Raw genomic sequence first — 16,897 nt, 5'->3', positions numbered from 1 at the left:
GTTCAGATTACTCTTTACCGAATACGTTGTTCTCTTGCTCTTGCACACGGATGAAAGTCGTACGCTTAGTTAGCTCTTTAAGCTTTGCTGCACCTACGTATGTACAAGTTGAACGTACACCACCAAGGATGTCAGAAATCGTGTAATGAACTGAACCACGGTATGGAAGTAAAACAGTTTTACCTTCCGCAGCACGGTACTTAGCAACACCACCTGAGTGCTTGTCCATAGCCGACTGTGAAGACATGCCGTAGAACTTAACAAAAACAAGTGACATTATAATAAAATCAATAACTTAACCCAGACACTGTGTGTGTAAAAACAGTAGTAAGTAGCAATTTATACCCCTAAATAACGCTGTTTTACAATGAATGTCGCCATTTTTGCCGCCACTTTTTGAAAATGACTCAACCAACAAAAAAGCCAGCGTTGAATCCATCAACACTGGCCTTTGTTTAGCTAGACCGATAGATAATTAGTCTACAAAATATGGCAGTTGTTCTTCAGTCAAGCCACTATCTCGAGCAAAAGCACCATGCCTTGTAACATTGCTTACATTCCAGTTGCTTAAGTCCGCACTAAAGCTAACATTTCTGTCAAACATGCGCTCCATCCCAACGACTTTCGATACGTCCCACTTACTTATGTCTTGATTGAATCCATAAGATCTAAACCGGAAAGCAAACATTTGATCCATATTGATTACATTTGACACATCCCAATCACCGATATCTCGTTTAAATGCCAAGTTCTCTTCGAACATCCTAGACATATCGGTCACACTAGATGTATCCCAGCGACCAATATCTTGTTCAAAGTACATGTTCTTCCCAAACATTGCGCTCATAGTGGTTACATTCGAGGTATCCCAATAACCTATCTTTTGATTAAAGTTTTTTGTACGATAGAACATCCATGACATATCCTTCACTTTGGAAGTATCCCAATAACCTATATCTTGATTGAAAGATGACAAAGCGAACATCTGATGCATACTAATCACATTTGATGTATCCCAATAGCCTATGTCTTGATTAAAAGCATCTGCGGCAAAAAACATTTCACTCATACGAGTCACACTTGCCGTATCCCAATTACCAATATCCTTGTTAAACTCGTTTGCCCTTCTAAACATACTACTCATGTCAGTCACACTCGAAACATCCCAAGAACCGATGTCTTGGTTGAATTCACTTGCACCAGAAAACATGCCACTCATATTGGTCACACTCGAAACATCCCAAGAACCGATATCTGCATTAAACGATTTACGCTCCAGAAATACGTACGTCATATCCGTCACCTGTGTGGTGCAAAACCGAATTTGTCCTCTCTCAAGATAATCCAACATAGTCTTATCTCGAATAAGTGCATTATCGACCACCACATAAACTTGACCATTTTCAAGCATCACGGAGTTAACAGGTTGGTCAGGGCACTTTACTGAGATATCAGCAGCAAAAGCGGCTTGGCTAGCAAGCGCGGTGGCGCCTACTAGAAGTGAGGTTATGGTTCTTTTCATTGTATTTTCCTAGGATTGAATAGACGTTATTGCGTAAAAATTGGAAGACTATCTTTAGAAAGACCACTGTCTTTTGCGAAGTCGATATGGCGTGAGACGCGCTTGACGTCCCAGTAGGTCAAATCTTGGTCAAAGCGCTTAGCGCCGGAGAACATGCGATCCATATTGGTAACACGGGAGGTATCCCAGCGGCTGATGTCCTGATTGAAGTATTGGTCTTTAGAAAACAGGTCACTCATGTCTGTTACGTGAGTGGTGCAGAGCTGAATGTTGCCATCCAGAAAGTTTTGCCAGTAGTCTGAATTGCGGATGAGTGCGTCATTGACGACCACAAACAACTCATCTTCTTGAACCATGACGGTTCCTGGTTTATTTGATTCGCAAGTCACCGTTTCAGGCTCACTAGCAAAGGTGTGGCTACAACTCAGCAGCGCACAGGCGGTAATAATCGAACGTAAATTCATAGTTAAAATCATGATTTAATTAAAATAAGTTCGAAATAATACAGAAAGATCGCTGGTTCTTTTCACTTTTTCAGATGGAGAATCCCCTTAAATATATAAATTGAGTCCCTCCCCTAGAAAATAACCCCAATTAATAACAATTAAGTTATCAATCAGATTAAAGAATCAATGGGATTAATCGCACGTTAAGTTTGGAGCTATCCGATCCATGACCACGAATGCCACTTTCTTGCACTGGGGCTTGGGTTGTTGATGACCCAGCTACAACACCGCTATGCGTGTGGCTGGCCAATGTGTCCGCTAATTCTTTCACTACCTGCATAAGTTCAGACAGCAAAATCAGCACGTTCTCTTCTTTTGAACCAATCCATGTTTTGGGTGCTTGTAACCATTGGTGTTCTGCAGCAATGCTTCGGCGTACTTTTCCAATCGTCTCCACCAATTCGCCCGCGGTCGCGGTCTGCATGTTACCCAAGCTGCCGAGAACGATGTCATCACCTGCAATTAGATTAATGGCGCCTAGTGCTTCAATAAGCTTTTTGCCGATCACTTCTTCAATGCTGTGCTCATCAACCAAAATATGGTGCTGACCAAATTCACCACGATAGCGTTCGACTTGGTCGAGCATTTCGAATGCTTTTTGACTTTGCGTTTGATCGGTTTGCTGGGTGGTGTTTCCTGCAGCATCAATTCGGTGGCTAACCTCTTCACGTTGCTGCTGCAGTTGTTCCCCTGGCTCTATTGATGGCAATGCATATTCACGGCCATAAACACCACGAATGATAGGTCTGTCATTCCGGCCATAGGCGAAAGCGATTTCAACCAATGTTCCCTCTAGAGGGTAAGACAGCAATCCAGATTCATGCCCACTCATGTGAACGGGCAATGGGATCGAACGATAGACAGGCACATTACTATCTGGATTTAAGTCTTCATCGAGCACCTGCACATCTACCGCATACCTTGGACGAAATAGGTCTGTGACCTGCCCCGCTGTTGCGGTGTCTCTTACCGCCTCAACACGGCCAAACTTCGGCAAATGAAACCCCGCCGCCAACTCCGGAAAGTTCTGCAGCGTTTCACGTTTCTTGGGTGGTACTTCGGATTGCTCAGTATTCCAATAAGCGGTCATTTCGTCTTGAATTAAATCAACTCGATTTACGCGCTTATCGTTCATGGCTCTACCCGGCCTAAGCATTGGGAATGGTATAAAAGTGACACTGTTACCACTTTGACGACTGGTGAACTCTTCCGGTAGTGCCATCGGTTTATTGTGGAAGTGACTATCTTGATGCGAACCGAAGTAAACCATCTGATCAGTATGTTAAAACCAAACACAATCAGGAATTGAGAACGCCTTGGCGACTTGTTCTAAACATTGATAGCCCGTTCCCTGGCTAACAAAGTTTGGAATGGTGGTTTTGATGTAATCCGCATCAGGCAAGCTGAACTCAAGCCCTGTTAAACCTGAAAGGGTGTCGAACACCTGCTCTGCGGTTGGATGCTCAAAGCTGACCGCCCAACGTCAGCATGACGATGCGCTATGCCCACTTCGCACCTGATCACCTATCTGAAGCAATTATCCATAACCCTCTTTCTAACTTGTAACCTGTCGCCACAAGTTTTTTTGCTCGGCTGTCGCCACTTGCCAAATTTCAGGTAAAAAAAGAGCCACTCTAAAGTGGCTCAATTCTTAAAATTTTAAACAAGTGTTTTAAACGTTACTCTTTACCGAATACGTTGTTCTCTTGCTCTTGTACACGGATGAAAGTCGTACGCTTAGTTAGCTCTTTAAGCTTTGCTGCGCCTACGTATGTACAAGTTGAACGTACACCACCAAGGATATCTGAAATTGTGTTGTGAACTGAACCACGGTATGGAAGTAAAACAGTTTTACCTTCCGCAGCACGGTACTTAGCAACACCACCTGAGTGCTTGTCCATAGCCGACTGAGACGACATTCCATAAAATTTCATGTATTGCTTACCGTCTTGCTCTACTACTTCGCCGCCTGACTCAGAGTGACCAGCTAGCATGCCGCCTAGCATTACGAAATCAGCACCGCCGCCGAACGCTTTAGATACGTCACCCGCACATGAACAGCCACCGTCACCGATGATCATGCCGCCAAGGCCGTGTGCCGCGTCGCCACACTCGATGATTGCAGAAAGTTGAGGGTAACCTACGCCTGTTTTAACACGAGTAGTACAAACAGAACCAGGGCCGATACCAACCTTAACGATGTCTGCGCCCGCTAGGATTAGCTCTTCAACCATGTCACCCGTTACAACGTTACCCGCAGAGATAACTTTAGTCGGGAATTCAGCACGTACTTTCTGTACGAACTCAACAAGGTGCTCTGAGTAGCCGTTAGCGATATCAATACAGATAAATACAAACTCTTCGCTAAGAGCCATGATCTTCTTAACTTTCTCGAACTCAGCTTCAGATGTACCTGTTGATACAAAAACGTTGTTCAGAGTTTTCTTGTCTGCTGTTTTAGCAAACTCAGCCCACTGCTCTACTGTGTAGTGCTTGTGTACTGCAGTCATAACACCGTGCTCTGCTAGAGCAGCTGCCATTTCAAAGCTTGCTACCGAATCCATGTTAGCTGCAATTACTGGAGTACCAGACCATTGACGACCGCTATGCTTGAATGTAAAATCGCGGGTTAATTCAACTTGAGAACGGCTTTTAAGGGTAGAACGCTTCGGACGGAAGAGTACATCTTTGAAACCTAACTTAAGTTCTTGTTCGATACGCATGGTGTTTTCCTTGATTCATAAAATTATGTGTCTCTCGCGAAATGCGTAGTAAAACCGTTGGCAGACGAGTTTACTTTTCTTCGGACACAAAAAAACCGGAGCGTTGGCAGACGCTCCGGTTTTCAGCATTATAGGTCGTGATTTAGTAACAGCAAGTCTGATATTTCATTTTTTTTTGTGCTATCCTCTCGAAGATTCCATATCTGGTAAAAGCTCCCAAGTAACACTTCCCCACTAAATTCTTACTAATTAATAACTTAGCGAACCAATTACGCAAACGCTGTCGGTTTATTGCGCAATCGTTTTCCTCCCTTTTTTACGTAATATCCCCCTCACAAAGCAAATATGTGAAGAAAGTGCCTCGAAATCACATAAAAACCACACTTTTCTCCAACAAAAAAATGCCTTTTTTCTTAAATAAATTCGATTTTTTCTAATTTTTATCGGTTTTTGACCAAATTGGGCAGTCTGGTGACGTTTCTGTTTTGCGGTCACTTGGAAAAATAGAGTGAAAACGACTCAATCTAGAGGCCAATACTCACTTGGGTTTGATAATTCAGCCCTCGCACTCCATTAAATGAAGCTTTCAAACTCAAACTTTATAAATCCACTTTCTATTCACCCGTAGCATTGCCGCGCCGAAAGCACATTTCGTGGCTGCCCTTTCGTTGATTTAACCTAAAACATTCAGTAAAGCGCATGGAAAAAGAGAATTGGCTAACGTGAAAAGCTAGGGGGAAGATTAGGTTTGAAGATAAAAAACAAAAAAATGGCTAAGGTAATTAACCTTAGCCATTTTTATTCGATGTTTTGAATTGTTCTTTACAAGCTATGAGTATCGAATTAAGACAGGTGCTAATTCTTTTGAGCGCTTAACGCTTCTGCAGTCGCATCTTGAATCGACAAGAACAATGACGTGATTTGTCCAGTAGGCGAACGCATCGGGTTTAGCGTCACGTTCTGGTACATGAAATCAGCTTGTTGAGTGACAGGGCGAACATTGCGGCACTTGAACAAGTAAGGTCTTTGTGGCCATGTAATAAAGCTGCGACAACCTAAATCATAGACTGGCTTGGTTTTCAGCCTAAACCACTCTTCTGGGATTTCAGGGAATAACTCAAAGATCGACTTACCGATAGCATCATGTGATTGCTTACCGCTATGGTGAGTCATGAAGCCATTCCAAACTTGCACCTCAAAATCGCGATTAATAACCACCAGCCCCATGTCGACGTTCTGAACCATGTCCACCATCCAGTGGAACTGTTCAAATTCAGCAGGAAGATTCAACATATTAAAACTCCTCCATTAGGTAGGCCAATTTATTATCTAGAAGTGGCAAAGATTCATCAACAAACATGAATAGAAGGTCACAACGGATTGAAGTGCCGTCTATGTTATAGCTGACTTCGAAAGTCATCGTTTTCTTGAATGAGCCGCCGGTATTTTCAATAACGGAATCGATTGAGATGTGTTGACCAAGCAACACCGGAGAGCTCTGGAAGAAACGAACTTCTGACTGCTCACCTAACCCATTCAGGAATGAACCCACAAGGATATTAGATACATCCATCAACAGCTCTAGTTCTTCTAACTGTTCGCTTTCTGTTGGCACCTTCATGAGCTTTTTAAGATCGCTCACACTGGAATCACTCAGCAAGACTAACGCTTCACCTGCAATACCTTCTCCACTAAAGCCTTGGCAAACACCCGACACTTGGTCGTTGTCTGCTAAGTCGCGAAGTGCCATGTGCAATTCACTCACTTCCAAAATATTCACGTTCGGTAGTGGTAAATGGACAAATACATCAAAATGGCGCGCCAGTGCATCGGCGGCGCGGCCGATTGCTACGTTCGCCACTTCCATGTAGATATCGCGTCTGCGTAGTATTGGAAGATCTAAAGCGTTAGGGGTAACCACCTGAGGCTGCGTTGGCGGCTCAACAAGTTCACGTAAAATGCCTTTTAACGCTTCTTTATCGATCGGTTTTTGTAAAAACGCTTTAGCACCAAGGTCCATGACCCTCTGCTGCGCTTTTGGCTGGATGTCACCGGAAACAACGACAACAGGTGTGTTATCACCTAAGCGTTGCATCTCTTCCAATGTGCCATAGCCATCTAGCTCAGGCATGGTCAAGTCGAGGAACATCAGTTTAAACTGGTTTTGAGCTAACTCTTCAAGTGCATTAAGCCCATGAACAGCAAAAGTTATATCTGCATTTAGAGAACTAGGCAGTGATCGAGCCATCTGCTTCCTTGCTAATGCAGAATCATCACATATAAGAACTGGGAACGACATAAATGCACCACCGACAAATTAAAGCTAATTTCGAGGAGTGTAACAGATCATTATCGTATCAGGTACGGGGTGAATGAATTTATATGTAGATTATTAGTCAGATTGATGGGAAAAGCGGATATTCGATTATCTCTGATTATTCTTTATGAAAAACAATATGCTACAGAGATAGTAACAAGCCATTTTATAAAGTAATTGCACTATTTTATGAAATGACTGCGATGATTTATAGAATAACAGCCTTAATAAGTAGCCTATTAAGGCTCGACTTGCCGATTCACGCAACGGCCATACATGTTGAACGTCTATACGTGCTGATCGCCTACTACGCGTTTATCAGGTTGACGTTTTTATCCGTTTTACATAATGAGTACAAGGGAGCTAAAACTGATATGTAGGCCATAGAATCAGTAATGCGAAACGAATAACCACAGCAAACACCAGTAAAGCGATGCCCAGACGGTACCATTTGTATTCCGCAATATTCATTGGGATACGCTTATAAAACATAGTAATCACGCCTTTCCAATCACTACTGCGTCTTCCGTACTGCATCATGCTCGTCAAAACAAACAGAGCGCCAAGTACTAGCATTCCTTTCTCAGCCCAAAACAATCCAACTTCCATTTGCATTTTCCTTGATAAAACGATGAGCGACTTAAATCATTCTAGCCACCTTTGCTTACGGTTTCTGTAAGACCAAGGTCTAAATTACGAAGTACGCAATTCAGGGCTTTTAGCTTTTAGCTTATAGCCCATTGTTGGTAATTAGAAACTGGTAACTGGTAATTGATAGTTCTTGGTCAGCATTACAAAGTTTATCGTTCAAGGTTCCGTGGTAAAAGCGAGCATCACAAGCAGATCACGAATAAGCATGAGTCGAGAGATCCGGAGACTTACTGTTCTTTTGAATGACACGCATCAGCTGGATAAGCAGCAGAATACCCGTTACACCTAAACCAACGCCGATTCCGCCCCAAATCCCTGCAAGCTGGAACTTATGCATCAAATACCAAGCAGCAGGTAGGCCAAATACCCAGTAACCAATGGCTGTCATCACGGTTGGCATTGAAACAATCTTCATGCCTCTCAGAAGGTTAATTGCCAGTAACTGCCAAGCATCAACGATGAAGCACAACGCGACAACCCAAATAACAGAGGCCAATAGCGAAGTCATTGCGCCCGTACCATCGTCTAACTTGAAGATAGACGCGATCATTTCAGGCCATATGATAAACACGGCAGACAGCGCCACGCTCAGCACCGACACCAAGATAAAGCTTAGAATCGAGGTTCTTTTGATGCCTTCGTAGTTGCCCGCACCGTAGTCACGCCCAACCAAAATAGCGGCAGCTTGTGAGAAGCCGAAATTGAAGTTCCAAGTAAAGCTTAAGCATTGCAGCAGGATTTGGTGAAGAGCTAACGAAGCAATACTGATCGTGCCCGCCATTAAGGTGCCACCGTAGATTAAGCCATGTTCAAGTAATGCAGCGAGCCCAATAGGCAAACCCATCATCAATAAAGGGCTCATTAATTTGATTGAATACTCTTCTGTGTTTAACCAAGGGGCGAACTGCTTGAATTCGTCACGCTTGAATACCCAAACCGTGTATCCAACCATCACGATAAAGGCCGCGATAGCCGTACCTAACCCTAAACCAGTTAAACCCATGTCTAATTGGAAAGTTAAGAAATAGCTCACTGGCGCATTCAGAATTACGGTGATAATAGACATCACAAGAATAGAACGCACATTGCCAAACGCACTGGTTAAGCCACGAAGTACCAACAAAATAAGCGAAGGCAGCATCACCCATTTCAAGGCATGCACATATTCCATTGCTAAAGTGATCACTTCTGGTGGCTGTTTGGCTGCTTCTAATACCAACGGAGCAAACCAGAAGCTGGCCATTAAGGTCACGCTGAGCACGAATACCAACATAGTTGCGCCTTTCACCGCCAATCTGATTTGTGTATTACCAAACTCAGGGCGAGCTACGCGCTGACCGTAAGCGATCGCAATCAAGTTCGCGACACACCCCACGGTGCTGCTCGCAATAATAAAGATGAAAAAGTAGATAGAGGCGCCTAAGCCACCAGCCGCAAGGGCTGACACACTGATACGCGACATCATCCAAACATCAGTAAGGACTAACGCCATAGAGATCAGCTGTGAAATGATCAAAGGGAATGCAAGAGTGAGTATTTTTTTCATGAGCGCCTCAGGTAATTTCGCCCAAAATACGATCGATGAAGCTGGCGTTCAATTGATAAATTTGCGACTCTAACATTCTATAAACTCATGCGAACGAATTATGACCCCATATCCTAGCTTGCCATCATCCCATAATGGCTTAAAAGCCTTCGAAGCTGCTGCAAGGCTGATGAGCTTTACGTTGGCCGCCGATGAACTGCATGTGACACAAAGTGCGATCAGCCGTCAGATTAAACAGCTTGAAGATGAGTTAAACGCATCATTGGTTATTCGTAAGCATCGAGCGATTGAACTAACAGAACAAGGTCACGATTTGTATGTGGCTTTACGTGAAAGCTATGCCAATGTCGAAACGGTTATTGCTTCTTGGGGCGAGCCAAAGCAGAAACGTATTGTGATCAAAGCGACTTTGAGTTTCGCGACGCGCGTATTGATCTCTAAAGTACGGGAATTAAACGAGCGTTATCAAGATTATGAAATCGTCATTGTGCCTGTGATTGAGGAAGACGAATCGATCAACAGCAGCGAATATGACCTGCTGATCTTTCACACGCGCTTCAAAAAACGCTATGACAAGGCACCTAACATCACCTTCTTACGTGAAGAGTTTATGGCGCCGGTCTGTTCGACTAGTTTAACGAACAAAGATACTGACCTCGATTCGCTCTTAACCTTACCAAGACTCCACCCGACCTTAGATCATCACGACTGGAAAGTGTGGCTGGCTGATGTCGAGTTCCCACCGAAAAAGCCCGTTAGAAATACCAGCTTCTTGTCTTTGGATATGGCACTCAGTGCTTGCTTGTCAGGTGAAGGCGTCACGGTGACGGATTTACTGTTGGTTTTACAGGATCTACAACGGGGCTTCTTGTACTGCCCTAAGGATGCAAAGATTCAACACAGTGCTTGGACTTACTTCATGCACCAGCGTACACACACGCCTATCATCAATGACCTTATTGAATGGCTGAGGGAAGAGACAGCCAAAGAGATTGAGTTGCTGAAATCACTCGCACAGCAATATCAATGGTTTGGTGTAATTGAGCAAGACAAAGGCTTTGGTCGACTCTCTTAAATTAAGCTATGATTCCCCTTCCCTCACCCGATTGATATTTTTATGCCTTCTTTCTCTGTTTCAATGATCCCTGTTGGGGTTAGGTTCATGATTCTCTCCGCTTTTGGGTTCGCACTGATGTCTGCTTGTGTGAAATACATCAGCAACTACGGGATACCTGTCTTTGAAATCGTTGCAGCAAGGGCTTTGGTCTCTTTGATCATCAGCTACATCGACGTAAAACGAAAAGGCATTTCGATCTGGGGTAATAACAAACCACTCTTGTTCGTGCGTGGTGCTGTCGGTACTGCGGCGTTGATGTGTGTTTACTACGCTGTCACCACCTTGCCATTAGCAGAAGCAACCATTCTACAATACGTACATCCCGTGTTTACTGCGTTGCTTGGCGTGTTGTTCTTAAAAGAGCGCGTGCAAAAGTCGACCATGATCTGCATTGCATTCTGCCTCGCGGGATTACTAGTGATGGTACAACCGAGCATGAACAGCGGCGTAAACAGCGAGTTACCCATGTTCAGCATTATGGTGGCGTTATTTGGCGCGTTTGGTAGCTCAATTGCTTATGTAATTGTGAGAAAGCTTAGCCAAACTGAAGATAGCTCGGTGATCATCTTCTATTTCCCGCTGGTTGCTCTTCCAATCTCAACAGCCCTGATCTGGAACGACTTTGTATGGCCGAGCTTATTCTTAACCGTTATGTTGGTTCTGGTCGGGATTTTCACTCAGATAGGCCAATACGGTTTAACCAAAGCGATGCAAACTCAAGCTGCCGGTAAAGCTTCGGCTTACTCATACGTTCAAATCGTATTCTCAGCGCTGTTAGGCGTGTGGATCTTCAATGAGATTCCATCAGTTTGGACTTACCTAGGTGGTGGCCTGATCGTAACAGGAGCCTTGATCAATGTGTTTGGCAAACAACTGTTAGTACCGTTTAAAGCTAAGTAAGCGACTAAGCGACTAGCAGAGTAAATATCAGCTAGCCAATCAGCTAATAGATATAAAAAGGGCATTGCGGAATATTCCACAATGCCCTTTTCTGTGAGTCTTCCTAGCACCCTTTCTTAGACGTTTTATTTCGAACAATCTTGCTCTAGTACACCAACTCGATTACGAGTTCTACTACGTGGCATTACGCAGCTTGGGATCATCACTCAAGTACTCTACAAACTCGATTTCAAAGCCCGCAGGATCAACAAAGTAAACGTTTTTGCGATAAGGTTCTTCAGCTCCAGGTTTGGCAATAGGGAAACCCGCATCAATAAGGCGCTCAATCACGCTCTCGATATTGTTGGTTACATAAGCAAAATGCGCGAGACCGACAGAATGCCCAGCCAAATCTCTGTTTTCTCCTTCACCGTGATCGCTCAACGCAATGTATTGGTATTCATCACCAAAATGTAGCCAGTTACGTGGCTTGCCAGACCATTCGCCTTGCCCTTCATCACGAACATACCAATGAGGGAAAGCTGCTTTATAGAAAGTCAGCATCTCTGGGATATCTTTAACCACTAAATTTACATGTTCAAGTTGGATCATTCTTCTCTCCTTAAAGTATTCTCTTAAGCAACGTTGCATATCCTAATACCTCAAGTTAAGTTGAGGTAAAGAACTAATTTACGTTTATTTTCGAGAACGTCTTTAGAGTCCAAGTTGTTCTGTTTTGACTACATACAAACTGTAAGTTTAGACGACCTAATCCAATGTAACTCTCTTGCCTCGTATTATGTTCTTTGTACTTAATGACAGTGACTTTATGGGAGGTGTTCTCTCCAAACCACACCTCCCACAAAGTGAACCGATGAAATGGATGTTGTATACAGGCCTCCCCTCAGTGATCGCAATGCAGAGCCAAACCGTAGTTAATTGAAATACAAGCACTTAGCATTTTTTAGTCGACTGCGTAGCGGGAGTGATACATGGACAGCAGAATTACCATCAAAGAATTTCTCAGAGTGTTCGATTACCTTCGTTCAACGGGCGAACAGCTGGACAATAAATATCAATTAGATGAGATGTTTGCTTGGCACGATTACGACGGTTACACCTGTTGGCTAAGCTACAGAGACGTTACGGTAACCCTGATGTTCCACGGTTCATTAAAAATCGAATACGACCAAGCGTCGAACTATGAAGACTTCATCAACCATTGTCTAGCTATGCTTGCTACAGAGCCTTCTCCGTAAGTACGAAAGGTCAACACGCCCTAGCAACTAATGGATAAAATCATGCACGAAACTGACTTTAAAACGCACTTACTGCGCAAACGAATCGCTTCTTTGTGGGCAATACTCAGCCTTTCTTTTTTATGGTCTCAAGTATCTGTAGCAGGAATAGATATGATTGATTTTACACAAGCGAACGAACAGAAGAATTGGACAGCGACCAACGACAATGTGATGGGCGGCATCTCAACAGGCGGTCTTATTCATGATGGCGAGACGAGTCAATTTAAGGGCGAACTATCGCTAGAGAACAATGGTGGCTTCAGTTCAATCAATCGCTCTGTTAAAACACTAAGCTCTGAAACGGACAGCTTAGATTTGACGTTTGTGGGTGATGGTCGTACTTACCAATTAAGGTTCACAACGTGGATAGATGGAAACAGGACCAACTACAAGCACAACTTTGAGACAATTAAAGGTGAACAACTCAAGAAAGCCTTCCGACTAAAGGACTTTCAAGCGGTGTTTAGAGGTCGGTTACTCAACGGAGCTCCGGCGCTTAAAGCTCAAGACATTAAACAGATCGGCTTTTTGATTGCGGACAAACAGCCTCTGCCCTTCAAGCTAAACTTACTTCAGATTCAATTCAAAACCTCGCAAGAAACGGAGTAACGCTTTGTTGGAATAAGGTAAAGCCTGAATAAACCACAGACGAACAAGAGCCCCTGATATCTTACCGATTCGCGATAGATATCAGGGGCTTTCTATTCAAGTGTTCAAAAGATCAATGCTTCAAACCGTCAAAGATCTAGATCATTAACTGTTAATATTTGATGGCTGTTTTACCAATCGAAGCGCTGCTTTCAATACGTTGGTGCGCATCTTTCAGAGTCTCAACACTAAAACCATTCAACGTCGTCGTTAGTGTCGATTTAATGCGGCCTGCATCAATCAAGTTCGCAGCTTGGAATAAGATGTCCTGTTGCTTCTGGATATCGTCTGTGTTGAACAGTGAACGGGTAAACATCAGCTCCCACACAAAACCTACAGACTTACCTTGAAGCGCCGACAGATCAATTCCACCATCGAACTCCACAATCGAACTGATCATGCCTTGTGGTGCAATCAGCTCCACCATCGATTCCCAGTGCCCTTTAGTATCCGCAACATTAAAAATGTAATCGACATGCTGGATGCCTTGCTCTCGTACAGACTCAACCAAGTTACGGTGATTCACCACATGGTCTGCACCCATATCCCTAACCCACTGTTCGGTTTCTGGTCTTGAAGCTGTAGCGATAACATTTAGGTTGGTCAGTTGCTTAGCCAGTTGAATCGTAATTGAACCTACACCGCCTGCTCCACCAATGATCAGGATAGACTTTTTCTCTTCAGGGCGAACACGCAGGCGGTCAAACAACGCTTCCCAAGCGGTAAGTGTTGCTAGTGGCATAACAGCAGCAGCTTCATCAGAAAGGCTCTTAGGTGCTTTAGCCGTAATATGGTAGTCCACAGCTTGGTATTCTGCGTTGGCACCCATACGTGTTACATCACCTGCATAATACACACGGTCACCGAGTTCGAAACCTTCAACGTCAGCACCTTTGCCAACAACTTCACCAACTGCGTCATAGCCTAGCACTTTAGGTTGTTCGAGTGTTTTATCCTTAGCATTACGAATACGAATTTTTGCGTCAGCAGGGTTGATAGAAGTCGCGCTCACCTTTACCAGCAAGTCATTATTTTTTAGTTCTGGCAGGCTCGTTTCAAACTCAAACAAACTGTCTTGTTCTGTAATCGCAAGTGATTGAGTAAATCCGATAGCTTTCATTTTTGATGGTACTGACATTGTGCTTTCTCCTTGAATTAGACGAGTTAATCTTAGTCAATTCTCACTCTAGATAAACCGTCTAACATTTGAATAATTTTCAAATATATTTTGATAATTAAGCGTATAAAGTTAGCTTAGAAGAGGTAAATAAGGGTTAACCCGCTTTGTGATTAGCAAAGATTTCAATACAATGTTTAGAACATTATCAAACACAGGTAGATAAGATGCTTCTTGAAGACTTACAGGTCATTTTAAAAGTGGCGGAGTTTCGCAGCATCACCGCAGCAGCCACCAACCTAGACATGCGTACTGCTACCGCGAGTGCTGCCGTCAAACGAGTTGAAGCCGCACTAGGCGCTGAACTGTTTGTAAGAACCACTCGCCATTTAAGGCTCTCTTCAGCAGGCGAACGCTATTTACCTGAGTGTGAACAGGCCTTGAAAATATTAGAGCAAGCCAAGCTCAGCATGCGCGAAGAGCTTGGTATTCTCGATGGAGAAATCCGCATTGCGCTTTCATCGGATCTAGGCCGCAACCTCATCACACCTTGGTTAGACGTGTTCTTGCTTGAATACCCTAAAGCATCACTTAGAACGAGCATCAGTGACAGTAATATCGATTTTTACCGTGACTCCGTTGATATGGCGCTTCGCTATGGCTCCCCTACTGACGCCAACATGTATGGTTTCAAGATCTGCGATGTGCCGAGAATATTGTGTGCGGCTCCTGAATATTTGGCTGAAATGGGAACACCAAAACACCCGAGTGACTTAGCTCAACATAATGGTTTGCTTTATCAGCTGCATGATATGTTGCAAGACGAATGGGTGTTTAACGATGGTAAGCAGGATCACAAAGTGAAGCTGAAAGGGAATCGTGCATCGAACGATGCTGACCTTGTTAGACGTTGGTGTGTTGCCGGTAAAGGCGTGGCGATAAAGTCTTGTTTAGATATGTCGAAGCATTTGCTTTCGGGCGAAGTGGTTAAAGTTATGCCTGAATTTAAACCAACACCAACCGAGTTGTGGTTAGTGTGCCCTAGTCGTCAATCCATCACGCCAACGGTTCGCTTATTAAGAGATTTATTCCGCGAGAAAACCGCAGAGATCCTTTCTCAACTGAGCAAACAAAGCATTATAGATACTCAAAAGTCTTAGCGATCTAGAGATAAAAAAGGCGTTAGTGAACTTTTAAGCCACTAACGCCTTTCTTCATTTGAACATCACACCGTATTAATGGATAAATGTACTTTAATACGAGTGCTTAGTTTGACTCTTCTTCAACATCGCAATCAGCACAGCACTGAAGAGCAATTTCATGTTCGAAGGTGATTGTATCTTGGCCTTCTTCTAGAAGTTCTGCAATTTCATCCGCGACTTCTTGCTCATCATCAGCTTCAATTCCGCTCGCTAACTCTTCTTCTGAATAACCGAAGAAATTCAGTAATAGATACTCGCGAGCTTCGTCTTTGGTACAAACCACATTTGCTGAAAGATCAGGCGTAACTTCACCTTCCGCAAGTGTCTTTGTCACTTGCTCTAGAGCAGTATCTTTCATCGCAGGCGTTAACCAACCAAGATCAGTACTTACTGTCGTTTTTTTACAGTCGAAGCAAGGCAGTTGGTGAAAGTAGTATTGAAAGGTCGTCATAGATAATTTCTTCTTTAAGTGTTGTATAGCGAGATTATGCGCGTTTTATAGCAAAATACTATCTCAATCAACACCAAAAATTGATTCGCTCTGATTATTTTAACCGGATGCACAGCAAGCCATACTGACAACTTTAATCATCGGCTATTTGCTTAAATCGCCACACACATCGGCGTATTGGATATAGGGTCACGAAATACGCTCGCTTTGAGATCAAAAACATCATTCAGCAATGTCTCGGTCATCACCTCATCGGGGGTGCCTTCAGCCACTAAACCACCTCTTTCTAAAACGATCAAATGATCGCAGTAACGGCTCGCTTGGTTCAGATCATGGAGCACAACCACCACCGTTTTTCCCTTGTCATTCATCTGCTGCATCAAGTTCATTAATTCAACTTGGTGAGACATATCAAGATAAGTGGTCGGTTCATCCAACATCACGACATCTGTGTCTTGCGCTATTATCATCGCTATCCATGCTCTTTGACGCTGCCCACCCGACAGTGACTCAATCGGTTTATCAGCAAACTCAAGTACGCCGGTATCACGCATTGCTTGTTCGACAATAGCTTGGTCTTCTTGCCCTAACCTTCCCCAATGGGACACATAAGGAGAACGGCCATATTCAACCAGTTTTCTGACCGAAATGCCTTCAGGGCTGACCAATATTTGCGGCAGAAGCGACAACGAACGCGCGAGCACTTTATCGCCATAGCTCGACAACGGTTTGTCTTCAAATAACACCTCTCCTGTCACCGGCTTATTGATCCTGACTAACGTCTTTAACAAGGTAGATTTACCACATCCATTGGGTCCAATTAAGGCTGTGATTTTTCCCTTTGGGATGGACACCGAAAGGTTCGGTATGATCGTTTGTTTGCCGTACGCGACGGAAAGATTTTGCGTTTTTAGCAT

At 43.7% G+C, this 16,897-nt stretch carries 18 protein-coding genes and 2 pseudogenes; 6 read left to right on the top strand and 14 right to left on the bottom strand.

Annotated elements, in window-relative coordinates:
* Window positions 1-7: 7 nt before the first annotated feature.
* The 5 genes and pseudogenes from ACED53_RS02185 to ACED53_RS02165 form a co-directional block, all read right to left on the bottom strand.
* Window positions 8-265 (bottom strand): annotated as a pseudogene (locus ACED53_RS02185) (IMP dehydrogenase); the annotation flags it as partial.
* A 210-nt stretch (window positions 266-475) separates the two neighbouring features.
* A complete protein-coding gene (locus ACED53_RS02180; protein ID WP_017100854.1) occupies window positions 476-1,522 on the bottom strand; it encodes a BspA family leucine-rich repeat surface protein in 1,047 nt (348 codons plus the stop codon).
* 26 nt (window positions 1,523-1,548) lie between these two features.
* On the bottom strand, window positions 1,549-1,986 hold the full coding sequence (locus tag ACED53_RS02175) for a BspA family leucine-rich repeat surface protein (RefSeq protein ID WP_029225471.1): 438 nt from the start codon (window positions 1,984-1,986) through the stop codon (window positions 1,549-1,551).
* Window positions 1,987-2,143: 157 nt separating this feature from the next.
* A complete protein-coding gene (locus tag ACED53_RS02170; protein ID WP_017100856.1) occupies window positions 2,144-3,298 on the bottom strand; it encodes a hypothetical protein in 1,155 nt (384 codons plus the stop codon).
* Between the two features lie 12 nt (window positions 3,299-3,310).
* Window positions 3,311-3,472 carry a hypothetical protein gene (locus tag ACED53_RS02165; protein WP_241816642.1) on the bottom strand — a complete coding sequence of 54 codons (162 nt, stop codon included), beginning with the start codon at window positions 3,470-3,472 and terminating at the stop codon, window positions 3,311-3,313.
* 35 nt (window positions 3,473-3,507) lie between these two features.
* Here ACED53_RS02165 and ACED53_RS02160 point away from each other — a divergent pair.
* Window positions 3,508-3,594 (top strand): annotated as a pseudogene (locus ACED53_RS02160) (integrase); the annotation flags it as partial.
* A gap of 113 nt (window positions 3,595-3,707) precedes the next feature.
* Here the strand turns inward: ACED53_RS02160 and ACED53_RS02155 are convergent.
* The 5 genes from ACED53_RS02155 to ACED53_RS02135 form a co-directional block, all read right to left on the bottom strand.
* Window positions 3,708-4,751, bottom strand: a complete 1,044-nt coding sequence (locus tag ACED53_RS02155; protein WP_009844818.1) for a GMP reductase — start codon at window positions 4,749-4,751, stop codon at window positions 3,708-3,710.
* An 855-nt stretch (window positions 4,752-5,606) separates the two neighbouring features.
* Window positions 5,607-6,044, bottom strand: a complete 438-nt coding sequence (locus ACED53_RS02150) for a PAS domain-containing protein (RefSeq protein ID WP_009844817.1) — start codon at window positions 6,042-6,044, stop codon at window positions 5,607-5,609.
* A 1-nt stretch (window position 6,045) separates the two neighbouring features.
* A complete protein-coding gene (locus ACED53_RS02145) occupies window positions 6,046-7,050 on the bottom strand; it encodes a response regulator (RefSeq protein ID WP_017099808.1) in 1,005 nt (334 codons plus the stop codon).
* A gap of 381 nt (window positions 7,051-7,431) precedes the next feature.
* Complete coding sequence (locus tag ACED53_RS02140) at window positions 7,432-7,677, bottom strand: hypothetical protein (RefSeq protein WP_009844815.1); 246 nt, start codon at window positions 7,675-7,677, stop codon at window positions 7,432-7,434.
* A gap of 235 nt (window positions 7,678-7,912) precedes the next feature.
* Window positions 7,913-9,265 (bottom strand): MATE family efflux transporter, encoded by a 1,353-nt coding sequence (locus ACED53_RS02135; protein WP_017099807.1) that lies wholly within the window; start codon window positions 9,263-9,265, stop codon window positions 7,913-7,915.
* A 100-nt stretch (window positions 9,266-9,365) separates the two neighbouring features.
* Here ACED53_RS02135 and ACED53_RS02130 point away from each other — a divergent pair, with 100 nt between their 5' ends.
* The gene (locus tag ACED53_RS02130; protein WP_017099806.1) at window positions 9,366-10,340 is read left to right on the top strand and encodes a LysR family transcriptional regulator; all 975 of its coding nucleotides are present in this window, start codon (window positions 9,366-9,368) and stop codon (window positions 10,338-10,340) included.
* 42 nt (window positions 10,341-10,382) lie between these two features.
* The gene (locus ACED53_RS02125; RefSeq protein WP_017099805.1) at window positions 10,383-11,282 is read left to right on the top strand and encodes a DMT family transporter; all 900 of its coding nucleotides are present in this window, start codon (window positions 10,383-10,385) and stop codon (window positions 11,280-11,282) included.
* Between the two features lie 174 nt (window positions 11,283-11,456).
* Here ACED53_RS02125 and ACED53_RS02120 read toward each other — a convergent pair whose 3' ends face one another.
* Window positions 11,457-11,873, bottom strand: a complete 417-nt coding sequence (locus ACED53_RS02120) for a VOC family protein (protein ID WP_009844811.1) — start codon at window positions 11,871-11,873, stop codon at window positions 11,457-11,459.
* 380 nt (window positions 11,874-12,253) lie between these two features.
* Between ACED53_RS02120 and ACED53_RS02115 the strand changes: the two genes are divergently transcribed.
* Window positions 12,254-12,520: a DUF3081 domain-containing protein gene (locus ACED53_RS02115; protein WP_017099803.1), complete on the top strand. Its 267-nt coding sequence runs from the start codon at window positions 12,254-12,256 to the stop codon at window positions 12,518-12,520.
* Between the two features lie 30 nt (window positions 12,521-12,550).
* On the top strand, window positions 12,551-13,171 hold the full coding sequence (locus tag ACED53_RS02110; RefSeq protein ID WP_032498992.1) for a CIA30 family protein: 621 nt from the start codon (window positions 12,551-12,553) through the stop codon (window positions 13,169-13,171).
* Between the two features lie 151 nt (window positions 13,172-13,322).
* Here the strand turns inward: ACED53_RS02110 and ACED53_RS02105 are convergent, their stop codons facing one another.
* Window positions 13,323-14,348, bottom strand: a complete 1,026-nt coding sequence (locus tag ACED53_RS02105) for a zinc-binding alcohol dehydrogenase family protein (RefSeq protein WP_017099801.1) — start codon at window positions 14,346-14,348, stop codon at window positions 13,323-13,325.
* A 206-nt stretch (window positions 14,349-14,554) separates the two neighbouring features.
* Here ACED53_RS02105 and ACED53_RS02100 point away from each other — a divergent pair, with 206 nt between their 5' ends.
* Complete coding sequence (locus ACED53_RS02100; RefSeq protein WP_017099800.1) at window positions 14,555-15,487, top strand: LysR family transcriptional regulator; 933 nt, start codon at window positions 14,555-14,557, stop codon at window positions 15,485-15,487.
* 106 nt (window positions 15,488-15,593) lie between these two features.
* On the opposite strand, the gene ACED53_RS02095 is transcribed toward ACED53_RS02100, so the two are convergent.
* A complete protein-coding gene (locus ACED53_RS02095; RefSeq protein WP_009844806.1) occupies window positions 15,594-15,980 on the bottom strand; it encodes a hypothetical protein in 387 nt (128 codons plus the stop codon).
* 152 nt (window positions 15,981-16,132) lie between these two features.
* A complete protein-coding gene (gene fecE / locus ACED53_RS02090) occupies window positions 16,133-16,897 on the bottom strand; it encodes a Fe(3+) dicitrate ABC transporter ATP-binding protein FecE (protein ID WP_020477206.1) in 765 nt (254 codons plus the stop codon).

The organism is Vibrio sp. 1F169, from assembly GCF_041439605.1.
In the GTDB taxonomy this organism is placed as follows: Bacteria; Pseudomonadota; Gammaproteobacteria; order Enterobacterales; family Vibrionaceae; genus Vibrio; species Vibrio tasmaniensis_A.
The sequence above is the reverse complement of the archived record's forward strand: the minus strand, read 5'-3'. Positions and strand labels throughout refer to the sequence as shown.